This window comes from Citromicrobium bathyomarinum (assembly GCA_001306305.2).
Classification (GTDB): Bacteria; Pseudomonadota; Alphaproteobacteria; order Sphingomonadales; family Sphingomonadaceae; genus Alteriqipengyuania; species Alteriqipengyuania bathyomarina.
Map to the genome: position 1 here is coordinate 1,253,302 of CP155577.1, position 22,569 is coordinate 1,275,870.

Consider the following 22,569-nt stretch of genomic DNA (forward strand, 5'->3'; position numbering starts at 1 on the left):
CGCAGTCCCTGCGTCAGGACGTCGCGAGTTCCTTCAGCGGGGTACCGGTATCGGCGACCGCCTTGGGGTCCGGCGAAACGCCCTGCTCGACCAGCTTCCGGCCTTGGACGAAATCCTTCATCGCATTGACGCAGTCGAGCGCGATCACCTGTCCATCGCGCAGGTAGACGACCGAGAAGGAGCGGGTGGCAGGGTCTCCGCGCAGCACCGTCGCGTCGTAGCCTGTCGAGAGACCGGCGGTCTGAAGCTTCAGGTCATACTGGTTGGACCAGAACCACGGGAACGCGGCATAATCCTGCGGGTCGCCGCAGATCGCCTTCGCCGCGGCGGTGGCCATGTCGTTGGCGTTCTGCACGGACTCGATCCGCAACACCGCATCTTGCGCCCAGCGGCTGCGATGGGCGGCGCAGTCGCCGATTGCGAACACGTCTTCGAGCGAGGTGCGGCACGACCCGTCGACATCGACGCCGTTCGAACACACCGCGCCTGCCTTCGCCAGTGGTTCGACCGAAGGCACGATCCCGATTCCCACGATTACCAGATCGGCGTCGATCGCGCTGCCATCGTGCAGGCGTACGCGTGCGACCCGGCCATCCTCGCCCTCAAGACAGTCGACCATCGTCTCGAGCCGCAGATCGACCCCGTGGGCGCGGTGTTCTGCCTGGTAGAAGGCGCTGAGTTCCTCGCCCGCCACTCTCGCGAGGACGCGCGGCTGGGCTTCGAGCAGCGTTACCTCGCAATCGAGCTTGCGCAGCACCGCCGCCGCCTCCAGCCCGATATATCCGCCGCCGACCACGACCGCCTTCTTCGCGCCGTCGCCCAGTTCCTGCATCAGGGTATCGACATCGCTGCGGGTGCGCACCGCGTGAACGCCCTTCAGGTCCGCGCCCGAGCAGGTCAGCGCGCGAGGCGCGCCGCCGGCGGCCCAGATGAGCTTGCCGTAGCCGACGCTCTCGCCGGTCCCCAGCGTCAGCTCGTGCTTCGCAGGGTCGATCGCGACGACCTCGGTGCCAAGGCGCAGCTCGATGTTCTTGGCGCTCCAGAACTGTTCCGGACGGATCAGGATACGCTCGAACGGCTTGTCGCCGGAGAGATATTCCTTGGACAGGGGGGGGCGCTCGTAAGGCAATTCGCTGTCCCGACTGACCATAAGGACCGATCCTTCGAACCCGTTCTGCCGCAGCGCGATAGCTGCCTGCGCTCCGCCATGGCCCGAGCCCACGATGATGACGTCTCTGGTTTCCATTGCAGACTGCCGTAGCGCTCCGTTTCGATTGAGGTGCAAGGTCGTGACAGGCGGTTATATGGACGACCGCCGGAATTTTCGCCTCACCAAACAACCTGGTTGGCGAAGCAGACCGCACTGACCGCGCCCGATTCCACCGGTCAAATGCACTGCGGCTGTTTCAGGGCACGCGCCCCGCGTATATGCGGCGCGCTTGGGCTTTCGCATCGGGGGGGCCGAAAGAGGGAGAGCGCAATCATGAGCGACCAGGGCGAAATGGCGCAGCACCATCATGCGAGCGATCTGGAAGGACCGGATGCCGGGCATGCTCCGCCGACGCGCGGCCGGATGTGGCGCCATCTCGGCCCCGGAATCGTGGTCGCGGCGACCGGGGTGGGGGCGGGCGATCTGGTCGCCACGCTGATTGCCGGGTCGCGCTTCGGCTATGCCCTGCTGTGGGCCGCGGTGCTCGGTTGCATCGTCAAGATCGCGCTGTCCGAAGGCTCCGCCCGCTATCACCTCGCCACAGGCTCGACCATCCTTGCGGGCTGGCGATCGCTGGGCCGATGGACCAGCTGGTATTTCGGCGTTTACGTCATCATCTGGGGTTTCATCTACGGCGCCACCGCGATGAGCGCGACCGCCCTGCCGCTGACCGCGCTGTTTCCGGGCCTGTCGCTGCGCGCCTGGGCGATTATCGCGGGCCTGTTCGGCTTCGTATTCGTGTGGTTCAACAAGTACGAGACCTTCGAGACGGTGATGAAACTGCTCGTGGGGACGATGTTCGTCATCATGGTCGGGCTGGCGATCCTCGTCGCGCCAAGCCTGCCGGACCTTGCCCGCGGCATGACCTTCACGCTGCCCGAAGGCTCGCTGTTCTACACGCTCGGCCTGATCGGCGGGGTCGGCGGGACGATCACCACCGCCGCCTATGGCTATTGGACGCAGGCCAAGGGATGGCGCGGCACGCCGTGGCTGCCGATGATGCGGGTGGACAATTCAACCGCGTACATCGTGACGGGTATTTTCGTCATTGCCATGCTGATCGTGGGTGCCGAACTGCTCCATTCCGCCGGTATCGCGCTACAGGACAGCGACCAGGGGCTGCTGGGCCTATCGGGCGTGCTGGAGGAGCGGTTCGGCGCGACGATCGCGACCCTGTTCCTGATCGGCTTCGCTGCGACTTCGGTCTCATCCCTGCTCGGTGTGTGGCAGGGGATGAGCCTGTTTTTCTCCGACTGGTGGTATCAGATGAAGGGCCGCGAGGAGGGCGGGCACGAGGGCAGCAACGCCTACCGTTTCTACCTTGCCTGGCTGACCTTTCCGCCGATGCTCCTGCTGTTCGCGGACCGCCCCTTCCTGCTCGTAATCATCTATGGCGCGTTCGGGGCACTCTTCATGCCGTTCCTCGCCATCACGCTGCTGATGCTGAACAATTCCGAACGCCTGCCGGCAGAGGCCCGCAACGGTGTGGTTTCGAACATCACGCTGGCGGGATCGGCGATCCTGTTTATCGTGCTGGCGGTCCAGCAGGTCGCGAAGCTTGTCGGATAGGTGGCGGATATCCGGAGTGGAGCAGCTTTGCGCGGTGGCAGAAGGCGGGAATAAGCATCGAAAATCAGGCGTGTCCATTACAGCTCCAGCTAACCGGCTCCGGAAGCCTCTCTACGCAGCGTCGGGATCCGCCACTCTGGACGCGAAGTGGTCCAGCCAGGCCGCGACCATCGCCGAATAGGGCCGTGCCGGATCGGCCATCGCTCTCATCTCGACCAGCAAGCGGTCGGCAAATCCGGAGACGGCCCGTTCCGCCCGACGAACCGTCTCATCGGGCGGCGCACCCGCGAGGTCCTGCGCCAGCGCCTTCAGGTCGATCATCAAGGCGCCGAGAAACTCGAGCCGTCGAAGAACTTCGGTGCGGGCCTGGACCAGGCCGATACGGTTGAGCCCGTAGACGTGGATCGAAGTCGCGCCTTTGAGGCTGAGGGAGTGGTCACCGGCGAAGTCCGGGTCGCCCCCCACCAGCTTGCGCGCAACCACGAAGGAGACAGGGTTGGCGGGGTCGAACAGGTATTCCAGATGCTCCCCCGGATCTTCCTCGCACGGGTTCAGCAGCAGCGGCTTTTCGGCAGACAGGGAATCGTCGGCCCGGGTCGCGCGAACCCCGCCTGCAGCGAGCGGGAAGCTGTCTTTCTTGCCGGTGCCTACCGTCGAGGACCTGGAGAAACCGAGCGTGGCTTCGTGCAGCCGGACCTGGCTGACATCTCCCCTTGGCGTGATCTGATAGCGCTTGCGATTGCAGTCGATGCAGCTCGGCAGGAGATTGTCCCATGCCATCGCGATCCACCAGTAACCTGGATGCGCGTCGTCGCCCTCCACCGCACCCTTTGGCCGGTAATGCTCGACGTCCATCGACTGGGCGCTCGCATAGAAAGTCTCGCAGTAGGCGCACTTTCCGCGAAACAGCCGTTCCAGCTCGTTTTTTACTTCCTTGTGCTTGTAGATCGCAAACGGGAAGGCCTTCGCGGACGCCCTCGGCGGCCCGAAGTATCGCACGGCCTTCTTCCGTTCCTCGGCACCCTTGGTCGTGAGAATTTCGGGCACATCGGCGGGTCGCGGCACCGGCCTCATGTGGCGCTCCGCAGCGCTTCGACGATAGCTTGGCGGGTCTCCTCTTTCAGGCCCTTCAATCGCTCGCGCGTTGCGGTGCGCTGCTCGGCGAGGAACATGGCGACAGCTTCCTGCACCAGCCGGTGGACCTCGCTGTCGCCGATCGGGAGCGCGCCGCTGATCTCATTGAGGTAGGCCTGCAATTCCGGATCTTCAGCCGGTGTCACTCCGAGGGCGAGCTTGTCCTGCATGCGCGCGAGACGGCGTTCTGCATCGGCGTTTTCGGTGCTTCGCAGCTGGAAGAAGTCGGCGGTGAGCAGTTGTTCGATGGTCCAGTGACTATTGTCGGGAAGATCGACCAGCGATTGGGTGAACACCGGAAGCTCGGTGTCGGCCTGAGCACCCGGAATCCGTTCGAGGACCAGCACTTCTCCAGGCTTCATGCCGCGCAGGCACAAGGGATCGTGCGATGTGGCGATGAAGGTGACCTGCGGTAGCGCGCGCCGCAGGCCGGTCATGATCGCCATTTTCCAACGGGGGTGCAGATGCGCCTCGATCTCGTCGATCAGGACGATGCCCCGCGCGGTCTCCAGCGTTCTGAACTCCGGGTTCACACGCTTGTCCATCAACCCCTGCATGATATCGCACAACATGGCGAGCACGGCCCGAAATCCCGAAGAAACGATCGTCAGCGGCGTGTGCTGGAGCGGTCCGGCTTCACCTTCGCCGAGCTTCTGGACCACGAATACGCGGTCGTCCCGGCGCTCGAGCACATCGAACTCGCCATCGATGCTGAACACATCCCGCATTGCGCGAACGGCCATGTTGAACTCGGCTCTCTTCAGGCCGAGCAGCCAGCGCTCCGGATTGGAGAGCAGCTGATCGGTCTGGAACATGCTGCGGACATGCTTGTGCTTGGTGTAGCGCCGTTGGGCGTGCAGATATTGCCGGAAGGCACCATAGGCGAACAGCGGGATGGAGTTCGGCTCGCCTTGGGTGCGAAAGTCCTGTTCGATGAAATGATCACTGCTCGCTAACGCGCTGGGCGCGATCGACAGATGCTGCTTTTCGCCTTCCGCATAGTGTAGTTCCACCTCGGCCTGCTCGGGGCTGTGCGCTCCGCGCGCGCCGAGATACCGGGGATTGAGCACGAGCTGCCCGGCTTTCAGGTCCAGCATGTGACGTGTTTCCGTATCCATCAGCGCGATCGCGATGGCTTCGAGGATCGTGCTCTTGCCGGCCGCATTCTCCCCCAGGATCAGGAGCGCGGCAGCATTAGGTTCGCCGCTGGTCGAGGGAGCTGGAAGACGGACCTCGATATTCTCCAGCGATTTGAAATTGCGGATGACGATCCGCCGAGGCTCTCGGGGAGCAGAAGGCTCGTAGTAGAGCCGCTCGCTGTTCCACGCCTCTTCTGGCTCCGGCGGTGCGAAGAGGGCTTCACGGGCGCGCTCCAGGCGACCCCTCCAATCGCGATGTTCGCGCAGAACGAGCAGTTGCCGTTCGACATCCTCGCTCGCGCGTCGATTGAGCGCGCGCGCGAGGAGATCGCGAAGGTATATGCGCCAACCGCCGCTAAACGGGCCCCTGTGGGGAAACAGAGAGCGGCCATCGTCATAGTCCTCGGTTTCCAGACCTTCCCACAACTGAGCGAAATACCGCTCGAACATGACGACCCGCTCTTCTCTCAGAGATCGACGATCGAGCCGAAACTGTCTGATTGTGGCGCGTCCTCGGCGACTGTTGCTGTACGCGCCGATGCTTCCATCGCTCCAGAAACGGAGATGTCGCCAGAGATCCCGGTCGTTGCAGGGGTCCAGGAAGATCGTTTTCTCGTCGAGAGGATAGAACGGCCAGCGACCATCGCCGCGGTCGATATATTCGCTAAGCTGCCCGGGGTTTGGGATCGGGCTTCGTCGACGGTCGGCGACCGGGAAATAGAACGGATCCTCTGGCATGCACTCCCAGCAAATCGGATACAGGTTCTGCCAGGCATCGGCGAGCCAGGCATAATAGAGGTGTGCGAAGTCGCGGTCGGTGACGGGGTGCGCACCCTCTGCAGGCCGAAACCGGAACACCCTGGGATCATCGATGAGGGTCTCGCAAAAGGCGCAGGAATGGTTGAACAGGTCCGCGAGCGCGCGGCGCACCTCGGGATGATCGGCGATTGATCGGCTACGGTCGGAACGGGTTTGCAGCAGGGTTTCCGGGCCGCTCATGAAAAGATCGAGCACACGTTGGCGGCTGATCCGCGCATCATCGCTCCCGAACACGGCGGGCGGCTCTATCCGGTCGCGTTCGACATATCGCATGGCGGTCAGTCTCCTTGCATTTCGGTGCCGGCGACGATCTCGTCCTTGCCGGCCGCCTCGCCCCACAATGCCTCGTCCGTGTCCCGCGCCCTCAGATTGAGCGCGCGACGAAGCGCCGCGATAGTTGGGTGCACGGGCTCGGCGTCGGGGTTTTTCCAGTAATCGAGGTGGCGGAAACCCGGCGGCTTGCCAATCGGAAGCCGGACATCGAGCACTGCCGGCCCAAAGAGCTGCCGCAGCGGACCGGACACGATGTCGCCAAACCAGATGAGATGATGTGGATGGTACAGGTTGGTCCACACGGTTGGGCCGAAAACGGCCCCATGGTGCGGACGCCGGACCTTGTTCGCGGGTGGATAGGAAAAACGACGGTTGCCCTGCTTTCCTTCAAGCACCGGCGGCGACGACGGTATCTCCCGGCGCGCGATACGGGCCTCCAGATCTTCGGCATCGCGACCGATCAGCAGGGCGGCCTTGCTCAGCGGACTGCCGATGGTCACAAGGTCGCTCACGATCCAGAGCGGTGCCTCGCCCTTGGCAAGCGTCTTGTGATAGAGGCGCTGCGCATTGCGATAGGCGGTTCGCCTTGCAGGTCGATCGGCTGGCGATGCATCCACAAGGTCGCGTGCGGCAGCTTCCAATGCTGAGAGAGCTTCCATCGCCGCGCTGTCGGCCGCATGGATCGCGGATATTTTCGACCGGTCGAGGCGGTTCCACGCGAAGTTCAGAAGGTCATGAGCGATGACCGACCCCAGGCTGTGCCCGGCGACGACGATGCGGTCATACTCGCCACTTGCGGTCAGCTTTTCGATCAGCGAGACGCCGTCCTCGCGTATCTGCTGGCGAATGGCGACATTGTTCGGCTCCGGGCTTAGATATCGCGCGGCATCGCCCGCCTGTGGCAGGATGATCGCATGAAGGATGAAGCTGCCCGCTGCGAGAAGCAGAGGCGCGCTGATGACAATCCAGCGCGGAATGCCGAGGCTGGCCATCAAATCGCCCTGCCAGGCGAGGATCGCCAGCACAGCGGCTGCGACCAGCAACCCGACCCCGATACCCCAGGCGAGAAAGAGGCCCTTTGGCACTTGGGAAGGCGCGCGCAGGAAGAGTTTCAGGGTCCAGCGCAGCAGGCCGCCGAGGGTATGCCCTTGCATACGGTGCGCCCAGTAGAACTCGAAGAAATCGAAGCGGCGCTTATCGCCGTAACTTGCTTCCCGGGTAGTAATCCGGCGCAGCTCGAACGAACCCGTCACCAGTTCCGGCTTCGACCAGACCTCGTTCCGGGTCGCATGCACAAGCTCGGCGTCGTGGGTCCATGCTGCTCGGACAAAGCCCCACAGCGTATCCATCGGCCGCTGTTCGCCAATTCCATGGATCAGGACGACTGCTGTCTTCGGCTTTCCCACATCTGCCCCCTTGGTAAAGGCAGACTATCGAGTATCGACTGGTTGTCGATGGCCATTCAATTCACCGTGCAGGGCCGAGGCTGGGCTCTTGCCGATGATCAGGCCAGGAGGAGCGCAAATGGCAATGAACCATAGGCCGATAAACGTCACACCCATCCAGACGCGCCGGGCGGTGCGTCTTTTCGCGCTGCTCGTACTCGCCGCGGCATTGCCGCTGGCCGGGTGCGCAACCATCGAGCGCGAGCCGTTCGAAGCAACGCAGGTCGATGCCGCGCAGCCGCGCGACATGCCGCGCGTGCGGTATTGGGCCGACGCGCCCGATCTTATCCAGCAGATGTCGCTGCCCGCACCGGCTGACGGAGAGCCGCTGCGCTTGCTCGCCCTGTCGGGCGGCGGCGACAAGGGGGCCTATGGCGCAGGCTTTCTCAACGGCTGGAGCCAGTCTGGCACGCGCCCGCGCTTCTCGATCGTGACGGGGGTCAGCACCGGGGCTCTGATCGCGCCGTTTGCCCTGCTCGGGTCCGACTACGACGACGAGATGAAGGCGGCCTATACTCAGATCACGCCCGACGACGTGTTCGAAATGCGCTTTCCGCTCGCGATTCCGTTTTCATCGAGCGCCGCGACCACCGGCCCGCTCGAACAGCTGATCGCCCGCTTCGCGACCAACGCCGTGATCGATGCGGTCGCGGAGGAGCATCGCGCTGGACGCAGGCTGTTCGTCGGCACGGTCAATCTCGATCGTCCCGGCAATGCGATCTGGGACATGGGTGCGATTGCGGCAAGCGATGCGCCAGACCGCTATGCTCTGTTTCGCCGGATCCTGCTGGCGAGCAGTTCTGTTCCGGTCCTCTTCCCTCCCGTCCTGATCGAGACGCAGGTCGAGGGCCGACAGATCAGCGAATTGCATGTGGACGGCGGCGCGATCGCCACGCTGCTGGCCTCTCCATCGGTCGCGGAGGGGCAGAGCGGGCGAGCCGGTCTGCAGACAGAGCTTTATCTGCTGGTGAATGGCAAGATGGCCGGCGAATTCGAGATGATCGACGGATCGGTGCCGGATATCGCCGCGCGCACGATCGATGTGATACTCTTCGCCAGCCTGCAGGATCGTGTGAATTCGGCCTATACGTGGTCGCAAGGAAACGGGGCCGCCTACCATCTGACCTACATCGCCCAGGACTATAAGATCGAAGACCACGATCTGTTCGCGCAGGACTTCATGCAAGATCTGTACGACTACGGCCTGGAGCGCGGGCGAAGGGCCGCGTGGGAGGAACGTCCGCCTTCGCCCAAGCCCGAGGTGGAGAGCGGGGTCGAGCCAGGCGACACCGACACAGCCGGCAACCGCCAATAGCCGGGGACACTATCGCTAACAGTGTTGCGGACGCGACTGGAGCTTGGCCCGAGCAGGGCGATCACGTTACCGACGATTGGCTGCTCATGCTTGTTGGCGTGCGCCAACCGAAAAACCGAAGTCGGTAGTCGATCTTTCGTCAGGCGAGCTCCGTCTGTCGCATCCGAGCCTTGGCCGCAGCGTGAAGCTTGCGGGCCTCCTTGATCAGCTTGACCGAGTCCGGCCCCCACATCATCCGCATGAAATAGCGCTCTACCGGGCCCTGCTGGACCAGCCAGATAATCGGCATCATCAGTTTGCGCGCGCACAGGATGCGCTTTTCCGTCGCGGGAGAAATCCCGGCGTTACGCCGGGTCTTGCCCGAAACTGCGGCCATGGCGGGCAGCTTGAGCAGCTTGTCCTGAAGGAACAGCTGGATTTGCACGCGAAACTGCGAGGGATGGTAATTCTTCTTGATCGATTCCGCGACGAGTTTCGGGAACTGCTGCCCGGTTGCGGGGATGATCGTCATCAGCTCCGAGCCGCCAAACAGATTGGCATCGCGTTCGTACAGCGCGCGCAGCTCGGCCATGGAGTTGGGCAGGTCTTCCTCGTTATGCGGGAACAGGCGGCAATATTCCTTCACTTCGCGGATATATTCGTCCCGCTGTTCGTCGGACAGGCGCTTCGGCAGGCCATTGCGGAACGCCAGCCGCTCATAGACCCACAACATCGTGTGCATTTCGGTCAGCGCTGCCCACATGGAGTCGCGCGGCGAGTTGGCCGCATAGCCGCCCAGTTCGGGCTCCCCGACATCGATCAGGTCGCCTTTGACCTTTTCGTGGATGCGGATGAGGTGGCCCGACACGCGCTTTGCCGTGTCTATGTCGCCCAGCCACATCGGCGCGTGGATGCCCGAATTGCGCTGCCCCCGATCGAAGATGTCGAACAGCGAGAGCGTGCCGGCACGTGCCTTCTTAGAAATGGGGTCATTGTCCCGAACACCTGCGGAAACCGGCTTGTAGGTCAGTTGCAGGATGAACTGCGCCGCCGACTGAAAGACGATCGTGGCGGGGTGCAGCAAGACATCCCAGGCGAGCGACCCCGGTCCGAACACCCCATCGTCGATATCCGGGCCGGAACCGGCGAGCGTCGGCTCCCCGTGCCTGCGCCATCGTGATGTGGGGCCGCGAAGCCGTTCGCGGCTCACGACATTGGGGTTTCTACGCAGATTGGCATGGGCTTGATCGGTCATGAGCGGCATCCTTTATATTCCCGTGCGGGAATAAGCTTAAGGTGGCGTGTCATGTCAAGTCTGCAAGATGCGCGGGCAGCCAAAGTGTCTGGGCTTGGCTTCGGCGATGCTTTGCGACAGGATCGGGGCATGAACAGCAGGCACCGAAGCATCCGATGAAGCGTCCACAGACTGTCCGGTCACGCGGGCAACGAGCGGGACTCGATCTCGATCAGATCGTCGAGACTGCGCAGAGCTTCGAGGTGGAAGATTTGACGATGCAATCGCTCGCCAAAGCGATGCAGGTCGATCGTAAAGCTTTGAACTATTACGTGAAAGATCGTGAGGCCCTGCTCACCATCCTGGCTCACAAGGCTTTTGCGGACGAATTCTCACCCGACGCGATTCGGGCTGCCGAAGACTGGCGCGATGCCTCTCGCATCTATGCCAGTAGCTTCTTGGAGCGAGCCCTGTCGCTGGGGAAGCTGTCCGAGCACCTGTGGTTCGACGAGCCGCTGACCACGTGGTCGCTCGAAGCGAACGAGAGTCTCTTCGCGCGTTTTTTCGAGGCCGGATTTACGGACGAGGCGGCCACGCGACTGGTGACCATGCTTTCCACCCTGTGCCTCGGCCATGCCCGCGATGTGATACAGGCGACGGGTTCGATGGAGAAACCCCGCCCAAAGGCGCTGCGCGCTGCGCTGGAGCGTCTGAATCCGGAAAAATTCGCCAATCTTCTGCGTATTCTCGATCATGGGTACGACACGTATGGCGATGAACAGATCGACTTCAGTATCGACGTTTTTCTCATCGGTGCGGAGGCAGTGCTGAAACGCGACCTCCGCCGCTAGGAAAGTCCGCTCGGCACCCAGGCCCATCGACCAAGTTCGCTTGTGCCAACGCCACGCGATAGCTTGCCAAACCTATTGCCAGACACTCGGGATGCCCATACCTCACCTCGCGAATTGCGGCATCGACGCGACCGATAAGTCCCGCTGGGGCGTCTGCCCTGGGGTATGTTTATCGGTCATCCGCCCACGCAAGCGAGTAAACTGACTTTGCCAGACTCCGGCGATTCCCCTGACGGACTAGAGGCCGTCTTCCTGGCGAACCGGGACAAGCTTCTGCGCTTTCTCGTCGCGCGCGGGGCGGGGGAGGATGCCGAGGACATTCTGCAGGAAGTCTGGCTGAGAATTTCGCGGGTGGAAGCCGGCCCGATCGCCGCACCGCTCGCCTATCTCTATCGCGCGGCCAACGCGGCGATGATCGACCGCTATCGCTCCGCAAAGCAGGCCGAACAGCGTGATGCGGCCTGGGTCGAAGGGCATAGCGGGGTAGCGATCGGCGTGTCCGACAGTCCCTCGGCCGAACGGGTGGTTGCAGGCAGGCAGCTTGCGGCACGGGTTGAGGAAGCGCTGGCGCCACTGCCGCCGCGCGCGGTGGCAATCTTTCGCCGCAGCCGGATCGACGGCATCGCCCAGCGTGTGATCGCCCAGGAATTCGGCGTGAGTATCAGCACGGTCGAGAGCGATTTGCGGCAGGTCTATCGTGTCCTGATCGAACTCAGGGAGCGGCTGGATGAGGTATGAGCGCAACGACTCCGTCATGTGGCCAGGAGCATTCGTGAATGGCGGTTGATCAGCAAATCCTGGATGAAGCCGCGATGTGGGCGGTGCGCACGTCGGAGCCGGACTTCGACGACTGGGCTTCGTTTACCGAGTGGCTCGAAGCCTCGCCTGCCCATGCGCAGGCTTACGACCGGGCGATGCTCGCGGTGGAGGAGGGGGCCGAGGCGCTAGCCTCGCTCCCTGCGAACGATCCCGACTGGTCGGATGAGGATAGCGATGAGGGCGGGCACAGGTCGCCTCGTCGCTGGTTCGCGCCCGCGCTTGCCGCCTGTCTCGCCCTTGTTGCAGCGTTGTGGCTGTGGCCCGCCGGTGATGCCGATGCGACCTACCGCACGGCGGCGGGCGAGACGCGCACTGTCGAACTCGGCGATGGCAGCGCGGTCGTGCTGGCGGGTGGCACCGAACTTGTCGTCGATGGCGAGCGGGAGGCACGCCTGAACAGCGGGCGCGCCGTGTTTGAGATCCGCCATGACGATGCCGATCCCTTCCGCCTCGCGGTGGGCGATGCGACGCTTGTGGACGCAGGGACCGTGTTCGAGGTGACCATCCGTGACACCGCAGTCGCGGTGGGCGTGGCCGAAGGCGCGGTGATCTACGAGCCGGATGGCCCGGCTGCCCGGATCGATCCGGGGCAGGTGCTGAGCTTCGATCGGGCAAAGGGCAGTTACCGGATGGAGAGCGTGCCGGTCGATCAGGTGGGCGAATGGCGGGAAGGGCGGTTGACCTTCCGCAACGCCCCGCTGGCCGATGTGGCGGACGACCTGTCGCGAGCGACCGGCATTACCTACCGTGTTGCCGACGCGGGAGAGGCGCGCTCGATTTCGGGGAGCGTTGCGATCGATCCGCTACGGCGCGATCCGGGTGCGCTGGGCCCCCTGCTCGGGATCGACGTGCGGCAGGACGGTGATGTCTGGATACTCGGCGGACGCTGACGATGCGCGTGTACCCGGTTCTTGTTGCGGCCCTGGTGGCGAGCGCGGCATATCCGGCCAGCGCGCAGGAGCGCCGCGTCGATGTGCCTGCCGGAACGGTCGCGGATTCCGCGATCGCGCTGGCCCGTCAGACCGGGTCCAGCATCGTGGTCAACGGTTCCAGCCTGTCGTCGCGGCGGGTCGCGCGCATTCGCGGGACCATGTCCGCCGAGGCCGCAGTGCAGCGGCTGGCGCGGCAGGCGAATGCCCGCGCGGTCCGCATCAGTGCAATGGCCTGGCGGCTCGATCCGCTACCGGCCCGTGCCGCTCGCCCGCGCCGGGACGCACGCGTAACGACGACCGAGCGCGGACCACGCGCCGGCCCCGCGCCGACTCCCGCCGCACCTCTGCCGGAAATCGTGGTGACCGCCAGCAAGCGCGAGCTTCCGCTGAAGGAAATGCCCGCGCAGGTCTCGATGCTCGATGGCGAGGAACTGGCGCTCGGTGGGGTCGGCGGGACCGAGAAGATTACCCAGCGCGTCGCCACCGTTTCCTCCACCTATCTTGGCAGCGGGCGCAACAAGCTGTTCATCCGCGGCATCGCGGACTCCAGCTTCACCGGTCCCACGCAGGCGACGGTCGGGCAGTATCTCGGCGATATCCGGCTGAGCTACAACGCGCCCGATCCCGACCTCAGGCTTTCCGACCTCGAACGAGTGGAGGTGCTGGAAGGGCCGCAGGGTACGCTATACGGCGCGGGCTCGCTCGGCGGGATCATCCGGCTGGTGCCCAACACCCCCGAACTCGGCCGATCCTTCGCGAGCGGAACGCTGGGCGGGGCGCTGACCGAGCATGGCGACGGCAGCGCCGATCTCGGCCTGATCGCCAACCTCCCGCTCGCGAGCGACAAGGCGGCGCTTCGCGTGACACTCGATGGGGTGACGGAAGGGGGCTATATCGACAAGCCGTTCCTCGACCGGACCGACGTCAACCGGACCTCGATCCTCTCGGGGCGGGCCATCCTGCGCGCGCAGCTGGCACCGGACTGGACGATCGACCTCATCGGCCTGGGCCAGACCACCCACGCGCAGGATAGCCAGTACGTCACCCGCAACCAGCCCGGCTACGACAGCGCGGCGCGCGTGCGTGAAGGGTCCGATTCGGAATACCTGCACGGCCAGATAGTGGTCGATGGTCGCATCGGTGCGGTGCGTCTGCGGTCCTCGACCGCAATTGCCGATCAGACCCTGGAAGAACGCTACGATGCGTCGACCGAGCAGGAGCAGGAGCGGTTGTTCGTCCAGCGCAATGAAACGCGGATGATCGCGCACGAAACGCGCCTGTGGCAGCCGATAGATGACCGGTTCGGGTGGGTCGCGGGGCTGAGCCTGGTCGACAACCGTACCCAGCTCAACCGCAGCCTGCAGCAGATGACCCTGCGCGCGGCCACCACCGGCGTGCTCAACACGGTGACGGAAGCGACGATCTATGCGGAGGGGTCCTATCGCCTGCACGACAATCTGATCGCCACTCTGGGCGCGCGCTATTCGCTGGTGCGACTGGGCGGCAGTGCGGAGGATGTGGCTCCTGCACTGGTGATCGAGCGTGCGGCGGTGACGGCGAAGCGGGACCAGTCGGCCTTTCTTCCATCGGCATCGCTGATGGCCCGGCTTGCGCCCGAAACCAGCCTCTATCTTCGCTATCAGGAGGGCTTCCGTCCGGGCGGCCTTGCGATCGAGGGCGAATTCGTCCGCCGGTTCGATCGCGACGACGCGCAGACCTTCGAGGTTGGCGTTCGCCACGGAGTTCCTGGGCGCGATCCGTTCGATCTGGCGCTCAACCTATCCTACACCAGATGGAACGACATTCAGGCCGATTTCATCGATGTGGCCGGGCTACCCAGCACGGCGAATATCGGCGATGGTCGCGTGTGGACGATCAGCGCGAGCGCAGGCGTGTATCTCACGCCCGAACTGAGGCTGACGGGCGGTGCCAGCATCAATCGCAGCTCGATCGACGAGCCACCCTTCAACCTCATCCTTTTGATGGGCCGCACCTCGCACGTGCCCAACATCGCAGAATTTTCGGGGCGGCTGGGGCTCGAATATTCGCGCCCGATCGGCGGAAACCTCGATCTCGATGCGCGTGCCTGGGCGAGCTATATCGGCAAGTCACGGCTGGGCATCGGCCCCGAACTTGGCGATCTGCAGGGGGACTATCTCGACAGCGGGCTGACGTTGCGGATCGGCAATGATCGGATCGGCGGCACGCTTTCGATCACCAATCTGGCCGACGCGAAGGGCAATCGGTTCGCGCTGGGCACGCCGTTTGCGGTCGTCCGCGCACAGGAAACACCGCTGCGCCCGCGCACCATCCGGATCGGCGTCGACTTCGCGTTCTAGCGGCCTGGCCGGGCGCACGAGATTTTTCTCGACAGGACCAAGGCAAGTTACCGTCGGCTCCGTCCTCCCGTCTGACTCAAGACGGAGGAATGCATGTATCGTTATCTTCTGGCCGGAACCGCACTTGCAGCGCTGGCGGCGCCCGCGGCGGCGCAGACCACGGTCGACGCGAAGCGGACGCAGCCGGTTCGCACGTCGCAGCTCAAGGATGGGGCTGGCGACGATGTAAAGGTGACCAAGAACGGTTCGATCGAGCTGACCAGCGGCTCGGGGATCGTCGTCGACAGCGATCACGATGCGACCAATGAAGGCAAGATCGTCGTCACGAATGTCGATGGCGGGAGCGGTATCGAGACGACCGGCGACCGGCAGTCCGACATCGTCAACACCGGGACGATCACGGTTGATGAAACCTACGAGCCGACCGATATCGACAACGACAAGGATCTCGATGGCCCCTTCGCGGTCGGCACCGACCGGGTGGGCATCCGTATCCGCGGCAATCTGACCGGTAACATCGTCAACTCGGGCAAGATCACCGTCGAAGGCAATGATTCTGCCGGCATCTGGGTCGCCGGTGTGGTGGACGGCAAGCTGGTCCACGATGGCGAGACCGTGGTTCTCGGCGATCGCAGCGTGGGTATCGACGTGCAGGACGTAACCGGCGACGTGCGGCTCGCCGGAACGGTGTCGGCGAAGGGCGAGGATGCGATCGCAGCGCGCTTCGCAGGCGATCTGGATGGCACTTTGGTAGTGCAGGGCACGATCGTGTCGACCGGCTACCGCGCGGTGACCGCGCCCGCCGATCTGAGCAAGCTCGACGATGACGACGTCCTCCAGGGAGGCAGCGCGATCGTTATCGAAGGCGACGTGGCCAAGGGCATCCGCTTCGCAGTACCGCCTGCCGATACCGACAAGGACGACCCGGACGAGGACAAGGACGGGATCGACGACGCGAAGGAAGGCAGCGCCAAGGTCGTCTCCTATGGTGCCGCGCCGGCAGTGGTGATCGGCGCTACCGACAGGGACATCGCGATCGGCGCTCTGCCTGCGACCGGGACCGGGTTCGGGATCATCGTCGACGGATCGATCGCGGGTCAGGGCGTATATAGCGGGATCGACGGAAACGGAATGGTCGTTGGCGGGCGCGGCGGCAATGTCACGATTGCCGGCGGGATTGCCGTTAATGGTTCGATCGCCGCGAGCTCGATAGACAGCAATGCCACCGCACTGCGTCTGGGGGCGGGAGCTTCGACGGCCGAATTGCGTAACGCTGGCACCATCTCCGCCTCGGGCGGAGGCAGAGATGCGACGCGCGCGACCGCAGTTTCGGTCGACGTCGGGGCGAACCTCCCCTATGTCCGCAATAGCGGGACGATCAAGGCGACCGCTCTCAAGGATACGAGTACGGCAATCGCAATCGTCGATCGCAGCGGTACGATGCGTCTGGTCGAGAACAGCGGCCAGATTATTGCCAGCGGCGCGAAGGCCGATACGGGCCGCAACATCGCGATCGATCTGACCGCCGTGGTCGCCGGTGCGACCGTGCGCCAGACGTTGGTCGGCTCTGGCGTAAACGCGCCCGGTATCAAGGGCGACATCCTGTTCGGCAGCGGGGAAGACAGGCTCGAACTGCTCGACGGAACGGTCGCGGGCGATGTGTCGTTCGGCGCAGGGCTAGATCGGTTCGTGCTGTCGGGCGATGCGAGCTTTGCCGGGAAAGCGAGCTTCGGTGGTCAGGCCGACGAGCTGACCCTTTCTGGCACGTCGGGCTTCGCGGGCACGGCCGATTTCGCCGGCGGAGCGGGCAAGCTCACGCTGGCCGACAAGGCCCTGTTCAAAGGGCGTCTGGTCGGCAGCGAAAACCTGTCGGTCATGGTCAACGGCGGCGCGCTCGATCTGACTGGGCCCACCACTCTTTCGACACTTGCCGTCGGCGCGAACGGCGTGGTCGTCACCACACTCAGCAAGGATCCGGCTGCAGGCAGCGGGATCACCGTGACCGGCAATGCCAGCTTTGCAGACGGTGCAAAACTCAAGCTGCGGCTGACCGATATTGCCGAGGCCGAAGGCATCTACACCGTCATCGACGCGGGTACGCTGACAGGCGCTGGATCCCTGAAGCCGGACGTCGCGCTGGTCCCCTTCATGTACAAGGCGCAGCTTGCCGTGGATCAGGCTGCCGGTCTGGTGAAGGTGGATATCGACCGCAAGGCGACCGACGAACTCGGCCTCAACCGTGCGCAGACGACCGCCTATGATGCGCTTTACGCAGCTCTCGCCGAGGATGACGACGTTGCGGGCGTCTTCCTAGGCATCACCGAGAAAGACCCGTTTCGCGCCGCCGTCGCGCAGACCCTGCCCGATCACGCGGGCGGCGCGTTCGACGGCCTGAGCCTCGGCATCCGGACCTTCGCGCGCAGGCTCGCGGAGCCGCAGGGTCCGTTCGAACGCAAGGAGAAGCTGAGCATCGTGTTCGATGCGGCGGGGTGGGATTCGTCAAAGGATGAAGGAGACACGGCGCAATACGACCTCGACGGTCTGGGTTTCTCGGGCGGTGCCGAATTGCAGACAGGGCTCGGCACCGTCGGTGCCACGGCCACCTGGCTGTGGAACCGGCACGATACGCTGGCCGACAACAGCCTCATCTCCAACACCTACGAAGGCGCGCTTTACTGGCGCGGGAAATGGGGCGCGCTGTCCGGCTTCGCCCGAGGTTCCTACAGTTTCGCGAACTTCGATGGGGCGCGCTATTTCAACGGCAAGGACGGCGATCAGACCATCACTCGGACGATGGACGGCGAGTGGTCGGGCAACGCGACCAGCTTCATCGCGGGTGTCTCGCTCGAAGCCGGATCGCAGTTCTTCTTCTTCCGGCCGTCGGTAACGCTCGACTATATCCGCCTAAGCGAGGACGGCTATGTCGAGACCGGCGGCGAGGCACTGAATCTCACGGTTGAAGATCGGACCAGCGATGAACTCGCGGTCAATGTCGGCAGTGCCGTCGGTGTCGATCTGCTCGGCATGCGCAGGCGCGACAAGAACTGGCTGCGGATCGAGGCGGAAGGAGGATGGCGTGAAATCCTCTCCGGCGAACTTGGCGCGACAACCGCCCGGTTCGGCGACGGCGACAGCTTTACTCTGACGCCCGAGGAGCGAACCAGCGGCTGGTTCGCGCGGCTGCGCGGTGTGGGAGGCGATGCTTTCTACACCATCTCGGGCGAACTTTCAGCGGAGGAGCACAACGACAAGATCGGCTATGCGCTGCGAGCATCGGTCAGCTTCGCAATGTAGCCGGGCCCCAAGGTGTCTGGGATGGGTTCGGCAACCGGTCTAAAACCGCAAGTCCCCTGATGGACCGATCGGACCCTGAACCCGGGCGTCTCACCGGACGCCCGGGTTCTTCTTTTTCGCGCGCTTCCCCAACCACCCATTGCAATTGAGAATAGGTTTCATTAGCGGGCGGTCAGATTGTGTTCAGGGAGCCAAATGTGAAGCCAATTTTCGCCGCCACGACCGCAACGCTTGCACTGATTGCCGCGTCGCCCGCGTTCGCTCAGGATGATGCCGCCGAGACCGGCGATCCGCGGGATGGAACCGATGAGCGCATAATCGTCGTCACCGGCGCGCTGACCGATTTCGGAGCGACCAAGTCCGACACGCCGATCGTCGAGACCGCGCGCTCGATCTCGATCGAGACCGCGCAGGATTTCGATGAGAAAGGCGCGCAGTCGCTCGACGATGCGCTGACCTACTCGGCTGGCGTCACCGCCGAGCCCTTCGGTTTCTCGACCCGCGGCGACTTCGCCAAGGTCCGCGGGCTCGCCGCGCCCGAATATCGCGACAACCTCCAGTACCTGTTTGGATATTACAACACGACCCGGCAGGACATCTACACGCTGGAGCAGGTGGAAGTGCTCAAGGGCCCGGCATCGGTCCTCTACGGTGCAGGATCGCCCGGCGGCATCATCAATGTGGTCACCAAGCGCCCCAAGGGCGTGACCGAGGGCGAGGTGCGCCTCGATTACGGCAGCTTCGATCGCAAGCAGATCGCGACCGACATCAACATCGCCATCCCCGGTGCCGAAGACGAGGCACAGTTCCGCTTCGTCGGCCTGCTGCGCGATTCCGGCACCCAGATCGACGAGGTCGACGACAACAAGTTCGTCATCGCCCCGGCGCTGACCTTGCGCCCGGCCACGGGCACCGAGATCACGATCCTCGCCAATTATTCGGACCAGGATTCGGACACCGCGCACCAGTTCCTCCCCGTCACCGGCACCCTGCTGCCCTCGGCCAGCGGCGAGGAAATCGATCCCTATGAATACATGGGCGCGCCGGGCTTCAACGCCTACGACACCGAAAGCTTCGCGCTGACCCTGATCCTCGAACAGCAGCTGAGCGATGCGTTCTCCTTCGAGGCGGTAGGGCGCTACGTCGATTCCAAGGCCGATTATCGCCAGGCGTGGATCGCGTTTCAGGGCAACGGCGTGCCGCGCATCGACGCCAATGGCGACGGGGCATGGACCTTCTACCTGGCGGATAACCGGAGCGAGCAGCTGGCGCTCGACGCGCGTGTGCGCGGCGAGTTCAACACCGGGCCGATCCGCCACGAACTGCTGGTCGGCGTGCAGACGCAGGACGTCTTCACCGATTCCGATACCGCCTATGTGTTCAACGCGGGCACGCTCAACGTCTTCAATCCGCAGTACACCAACGCCCCGACGGTCGAGCAAATCCGCGACTTGCAGGTTAACGGCCCGCGCAACTACGTCGATTCGACCGGCTACTACATTTCCGACCAGATGAGCTGGGGCGCGCTGGTCGCCAACGCGGGCGTCCGGTTCGACGATGTGACCAACCGGGTCGAGAACGGAACGACGCAGAAGGACGATGCGACCAGCCTGAGCTTCGGCCTCCTGTGGCGCGGTCCGGCGGGTATCTCTCCCTATGTCAGCTACGCGGAGAGCTTCGAGCCGGTCGTCGGGGTCGACAGGATCACCAGCCAGCAGCTCAAACCCCAAGAAGGCCGCCAGTACGAGGCCGGGATCAAGTGGCAGCCGACCGGTATCAACGCTCTGGTCACCGCGTCGGTCTTCGATATCGAGGTTTCCAACCTGCCCAATCCCGCCGCGCTGGCGGGGGCCGACAGCCAGCAGGAAGGCATCTCGAAGGTGCGCGGTGCGGAGCTGGAAGCCAACGCGCTGATCGGCGGCCTGCGGATCGACGGCAACGTCACCTATCTGGATGCGGAAGATCCCAACGGGCTGCCGCTGACCTCGATCTCCGACTGGCAGGCCTCGCTCTTCGCGCTGTACAATTTCACCGGTGCGCTGGAGGGGCTGAGCTTCGGCGGCGGCGTGCGGTACGTCGGCGGGAACGAGAGCAACGGCATCTCGGCGATCACCAATAGCCTGCTGACCTACCGCGTGGACGGCCACACGGTGGGCGACCTGTCGCTCGGCTACGACTTCGACCGGTTCAGCCTGCGGATCACCGCGCGCAACGTGACCAACGAGGAATACTACTCGGTCTGCCTCGTGCGCGGAGATTGCTACCCGGGTGAAAAGCGCAGCATCAACGGCTCGCTGACCGTCGCGTTCTGATGGCGGGCGATGCGTCGATGTGGCTTGCCAGCGCGCTCGCAATTGCGGGCGTGGCTGTGCTGCGGGTGTCGTGGGGGCGGGCGAAACGCTCGCTCCCCCTCAACCTTGCAGGTTGGGCGGCGCTGCTTGCGGCGCTGGCCGTCGCGGATCGCGCCGCGGGCGAGTGGGGCATCACGGTCGCCATCCTCGTCGCGACCGGCGCGGCCTTCGTCGCGCTCGCGTTCGCGGCTACCGAGAAGGTGCGAAAGGGCCGGGCGAAAGCGGTCCGCACGGTGCATCGCGGGAGTGACGAAGCGGCCGGGCCACGCCGCTCCGGCTGGCTGACCTTTTTTATCACCGGCCCGCTGGCTCTCGCGGCCAGCCTGTTGCTGGCCCTCGCGGTGCGCGCGCTGATTGTCTCGGCAGGTGGGGCCGAGGCGGACGGCAATGTCGCGGTGCTCGCCGTGGTCCCGCTCGCGTGGCCGATCCTTGCCTTCGCGCTGCTGATGATGGCGCGCCGTCGGGCCCAATTGGGCTGGGTGCTTGGCATCGCCGCGCTTTCCGCGCCGTTTCTCATGTTGCAGGGAGGCCCGGCATGACCTTCGCATTCTCCAAGGACACCGTCCGCCAGGCAATCTCCGCCCACTCCGCCCTGGGCCTGATTTGCTGCGCGCTGCTCTATCTGATCTGCGCCACCGGCACCGCGATCGTGCTGTACGAAGAGTTTCAGCGTCTCGAACAGCTCGACGCGCCCGAGATGAGCGCCATCGACCCTGCCAGCGTCCAGCGCGGGATCGAAAACGTGCTGGCGAGCGAGAAAGGCAAGCCGGCAACGACGCACCTCTATGTCCACCTGCCGAGCGAGGCCCTGCCGCGCACGACGATCACCACCGATACGCAGGCCGTCCATATCGATCGCCAGGGTGAAATCGTTGTCCCGGAAGAGAATGCCTGGGCGGAATTCCTGCTGGCGCTGCATTACCGGCTCAACCTTCCGGCGCTCTACGGCATGACGCTGGTCGGCCTGTTCGGCGCGATGATCGTGGCGCTCTCGGTCTCCGGCATCGTCGCGCATCCGCGCATTTTCCGCGATGCCTTCCGCCTGCGCGCGCGCCGGGGGGACGACGTGGCGACGCTCGACTGGCACAACCGGCTGGCGGTCTGGACGCTGCCCTTCGCGCTGGCGATCGCGCTCACCGGGGCGATGATCGGGCTCTTCTACGTGTCGGGTGGCGCGGTGGCGACCGCGGCCTATGGCGGCGACAGCGAAGCGGCGCTCGCCCCGGTGTTCGGCGGCGAGCCGGAAGGCGATGCGGCCCCGGCGCCGGTGCCCGACGTCGCGCCCGCGCTTGCCTACATGGAACGCGAATATCCCGAGGTGGATCCCTATTACGTCATCCTGCATGATCCGGGGACTGCGGGCCAGCACGTGCAGGTGATCGCGGAACATCAGCGCCGGCTGATTTTCGGCGAGTATTATGCATTCTCCGCAGGCGGCGAATTTCGCGGCACTGTGGGCCTGGCCGACGGCACGGTGGGGCAGCAGGTTGCCGCTTCGATGTACAATTTGCACTTCGGCAATTTCGGCGGACTGCCGGTGAAGATCGCCTATATCGTCTTCGGGCTGGCGCTGACCGTGGTGGTGGCAACCGGCACCTTCATCTGGTTCGACAAGCGGGAGCGGCGGGGCCAGCGCTCCACCTATCTGCGGGCCGCCTGGTGGGGCCTCGTGGCGGGTGTTCCGCTCGGCCTGGTGGCCACGCTTCTGGCGCGTTTTGCGCTGGGCAACGGCGCGCCCTTCGTGGCGATCTTCTGGACGGCCTGTCTGATCGCGATCACTGTGCCGCTGCTGCTTGCCCGGCGGACCGGCGCGCCCGCCAAGACAACGCCGGAGCCCGTGCCGGCAGAGTGAGGGTCGCCGAAGGC

Annotated in this window: 15 protein-coding genes; 10 read left to right on the plus strand and 5 right to left on the minus strand. The window is 64.5% G+C overall.

Features of this window, described 5'->3' with window-relative positions:
* Positions 1-13: 13 nt before the first annotated feature.
* A complete protein-coding gene (locus VO57_006260) occupies positions 14-1,246 on the minus strand; it encodes an FAD-dependent oxidoreductase (protein ID XBL70940.1) in 1,233 nt (410 codons plus the stop codon).
* Between the two features lie 237 nt (positions 1,247-1,483).
* Here VO57_006260 and VO57_006265 point away from each other — a divergent pair, with 237 nt between their 5' ends.
* Positions 1,484-2,779, plus strand: a complete 1,296-nt coding sequence (locus tag VO57_006265; protein XBL70941.1) for an Nramp family divalent metal transporter — start codon at positions 1,484-1,486, stop codon at positions 2,777-2,779.
* Between the two features lie 111 nt (positions 2,780-2,890).
* Here the strand turns inward: VO57_006265 and VO57_006270 are convergent, their stop codons facing one another.
* The 3 genes from VO57_006270 to VO57_006280 are packed head-to-tail and all read right to left on the minus strand — an operon-like array spanning position 2,891 to position 7,493.
* Complete coding sequence (locus VO57_006270) at positions 2,891-3,853, minus strand: hypothetical protein (protein ID XBL70942.1); 963 nt, start codon at positions 3,851-3,853, stop codon at positions 2,891-2,893.
* Positions 3,850-6,144 (minus strand): AAA family ATPase, encoded by a 2,295-nt coding sequence (locus VO57_006275; GenBank protein XBL70943.1) that lies wholly within the window; start codon positions 6,142-6,144, stop codon positions 3,850-3,852. The genes VO57_006270 and VO57_006275 overlap by 4 nt, the downstream gene beginning before the upstream one ends.
* A 5-nt stretch (positions 6,145-6,149) precedes the next feature.
* On the minus strand, positions 6,150-7,493 hold the full coding sequence (locus VO57_006280) for a hypothetical protein (protein ID XBL70944.1): 1,344 nt from the start codon (positions 7,491-7,493) through the stop codon (positions 6,150-6,152).
* 175 nt (positions 7,494-7,668) lie between these two features.
* On the opposite strand from VO57_006280, the gene VO57_006285 reads away from it, so the two are divergent.
* The gene (locus VO57_006285) at positions 7,669-8,904 is read left to right on the plus strand and encodes a patatin-like phospholipase family protein (protein XBL70945.1); all 1,236 of its coding nucleotides are present in this window, start codon (positions 7,669-7,671) and stop codon (positions 8,902-8,904) included.
* A gap of 139 nt (positions 8,905-9,043) precedes the next feature.
* Here the strand turns inward: VO57_006285 and VO57_006290 are convergent, their stop codons facing one another.
* Positions 9,044-10,138, minus strand: coding sequence for an oxygenase MpaB family protein (locus tag VO57_006290; GenBank protein XBL70946.1), 1,095 nt, complete (start codon positions 10,136-10,138; stop codon positions 9,044-9,046).
* Between the two features lie 155 nt (positions 10,139-10,293).
* On the opposite strand from VO57_006290, the gene VO57_006295 reads away from it, so the two are divergent.
* The 8 genes from VO57_006295 (at position 10,294) to VO57_006330 (ending at position 22,555) form a co-directional block, all read left to right on the plus strand.
* Complete coding sequence (locus tag VO57_006295) at positions 10,294-10,968, plus strand: TetR/AcrR family transcriptional regulator C-terminal domain-containing protein (GenBank protein XBL70947.1); 675 nt, start codon at positions 10,294-10,296, stop codon at positions 10,966-10,968.
* A 207-nt stretch (positions 10,969-11,175) separates the two neighbouring features.
* Entirely contained in the window at positions 11,176-11,706 is a 531-nt protein-coding gene (locus tag VO57_006300) for an RNA polymerase sigma factor (protein XBL70948.1), read from the plus strand.
* Between the two features lie 38 nt (positions 11,707-11,744).
* Positions 11,745-12,677: a FecR domain-containing protein gene (locus tag VO57_006305; protein XBL70949.1), complete on the plus strand. Its 933-nt coding sequence runs from the start codon at positions 11,745-11,747 to the stop codon at positions 12,675-12,677.
* 35 nt (positions 12,678-12,712) lie between these two features.
* Positions 12,713-15,058, plus strand: coding sequence for a TonB-dependent receptor (locus VO57_006310; protein XBL70950.1), 2,346 nt, complete (start codon positions 12,713-12,715; stop codon positions 15,056-15,058).
* A gap of 93 nt (positions 15,059-15,151) precedes the next feature.
* Positions 15,152-18,352: an autotransporter outer membrane beta-barrel domain-containing protein gene (locus VO57_006315; GenBank protein ID XBL70951.1), complete on the plus strand. Its 3,201-nt coding sequence runs from the start codon at positions 15,152-15,154 to the stop codon at positions 18,350-18,352.
* 197 nt (positions 18,353-18,549) lie between these two features.
* Positions 18,550-20,664 (plus strand): TonB-dependent siderophore receptor, encoded by a 2,115-nt coding sequence (locus tag VO57_006320; protein XBL70952.1) that lies wholly within the window; start codon positions 18,550-18,552, stop codon positions 20,662-20,664.
* Positions 20,664-21,242 (plus strand): hypothetical protein, encoded by a 579-nt coding sequence (locus tag VO57_006325; protein ID XBL70953.1) that lies wholly within the window; start codon positions 20,664-20,666, stop codon positions 21,240-21,242. Before VO57_006320 ends, VO57_006325 begins: the two co-directional genes overlap by 1 nt.
* Complete coding sequence (locus VO57_006330) at positions 21,239-22,555, plus strand: PepSY-associated TM helix domain-containing protein (protein ID XBL70954.1); 1,317 nt, start codon at positions 21,239-21,241, stop codon at positions 22,553-22,555. Before VO57_006325 ends, VO57_006330 begins: the two co-directional genes overlap by 4 nt.
* Positions 22,556-22,569: the final 14 nt, after the last annotated feature.